The organism is Flavobacteriales bacterium (assembly GCA_013214975.1).
Taxonomy (GTDB): domain Bacteria; phylum Bacteroidota; class Bacteroidia; order DT-38; family DT-38; genus DT-38.
In genome coordinates this window covers 1-1,908 of record JABSPR010000043.1, presented here as the reverse complement: position 1 = coordinate 1,908, position 1,908 = coordinate 1, and the positions used below count along the sequence as shown (strand labels likewise).

Genomic DNA, 1,908 nt, shown 5'->3' with positions numbered 1-1,908 from the left:
GCCTTCGTTATGGAGGCGTATTATGCTGCGTAATTTATTCATAGCTATTGATTTGTTTGCCATTTTGATCACTATTTAATTTAGTAATCAAAGGTGGCGCAATAGCCAAAAAAAATCTTTAAATAAGGGTGCTCACTTTCACCGATTTTTCCAATCTATAATAGAACCTATTTTATTCCAATCTAATAGTGTATTCATTTGTGTGAAAAATGCAGTCTTTATCTTTCTTGTTCTTAAATCACAAAAACTATCTGCCAAGGTCGGAGATTTCTCTAATTTCATCCATCAAAGACATGTGTTAAGAATCTGACATGCAGGTATTTAGTCGTGTTGTTTGCCCGGAGTTATTGAAATGTACTCTTTGCAAGGGTCTTGAAGTATATGCCATTCTAAAAGTTTATCAATGCTCATAGCTTGCGTAAAGATTTATTTTTGGAATGGGGCATTTTGTTAATCAGATATCCCTTTAAACCCCAGAAAAGCTTCAAGTCTTCAAGGAGTTGATGGTTCGAAAGCTGTCCTATCGGGGTCACAAAACAGATTAGAGCAAGAGTAAAGAGCAAGAGGGTAATCCCTCAATACTCATGCTGGAACTGTTCTGTTGCTAATCAACGCTCAGCTTTCCATTTAATTCAAATAAACCTTCTTAATAGTTGTTTCGCTTTCTGTCGTTACTCTTATCAAATGAATTCCTCTAGCAAGTGGTATTGAAGCATTTCCATTGATCCTTGATTGATGCACCAGCTGCCCTGTTAAGTTAAAGATTGATACTGAGCCATTTCCCTCTATTGTAACTGTATTGTTATAATGAGTGATTAAGGGCTTGATTGTTTCATGTTTTTCAATGCCAACGGTACATTCAATCTTTTCTGAGCATTCGCCCGACCAACCAATTGCCATAGATCCATCAATTTTAAGTAAGCCATCAAACATGAAAGAATTGGTATATATTGTCCCAGTCGAAGAAATAATGCACGAATCCGACAAACTTATACTTTGAACCTTTAATCTGCCATCAATAATTAATTTAGAACCTGCATCTATGTCTAAGTTAAAAAGACCACATAATTCAGATTCTTGATTCACTTCGATATGATTATCATTTAGTTGTAGATCTCCGCTGATGGTTACATTATTTAAAACAAATACGGAATCATCCTGAACAGGAGTATTACCATTTTCCCAGATAGCTTCATCCGTCCAGTCGCCATCGCATATTGTATAAGTGATATTTGCCCGAACGATTATAGTCAACGCAACAAGAATGATAATAGAGAATAATTGTTTTTTCATGTATTGGGTTTTGGATTAAAATTAAAAAAAAGATTCTGAACTCCAACTCACTCTAAAAAACTCTTTCCTCTTCCCTCCAAAACTCTGTTGTTCCTTGCTCTAATCAAGAGGTCTGTTCTCTTATCGGGAATTGTGGCAAATTGCTCATAAATATCACCTTCTCTATCTTGGATAATAATTATTCTTTCTGCTTCTGCAAGTGCTTGTTTCGTTTTAATAGAAGCTTCAATACAACGGTATGATTCTTTTTCCTGAATTGGAAGTTGCTTGTATTTACGATCATATTGGGTAATCTTATCATTAGACCTGTTCCATATTTTAACATCAGAATAACCAAAAGGAAAGCCACTCCATGCATCGATTACAAACGAAGGATGTATCATAAAGCCTAAACCATATTTAGGTGCAGCTGTTTTGCCAATCGATTCATTATGATGTATCCTGTTTTTATGGCTGTAAAGGTTAATTTCTGTTGTGTCCTGAATACTTAATACTACTCGACCTCTTGTGGCGATACCGCAAAAATCAGTAATCTGTTTTGTAATTTCTTCTTCTTCAGTGGTATTATCGTTTCTTAGAAAACGATACCAAGCTTGTTGACTGGCCTTATCATTT

The 1,908-nt window shown here is 35.3% G+C and carries 2 protein-coding genes; both read right to left on the bottom strand.

The genetic code is table 11. From position 1 onward, the window contains the following. Positions 1-627 precede the first annotated feature (627 nt). Complete coding sequence (locus HRT72_02660) at positions 628-1,293, bottom strand: T9SS type A sorting domain-containing protein (GenBank protein NQY66612.1); 666 nt, start codon at positions 1,291-1,293, stop codon at positions 628-630. A gap of 47 nt (positions 1,294-1,340) precedes the next feature. Further along, positions 1,341-1,908, bottom strand: a 568-nt coding sequence (locus HRT72_02655) for a hypothetical protein (GenBank protein NQY66611.1), incomplete at its 5' end; no start/stop codon positions are given.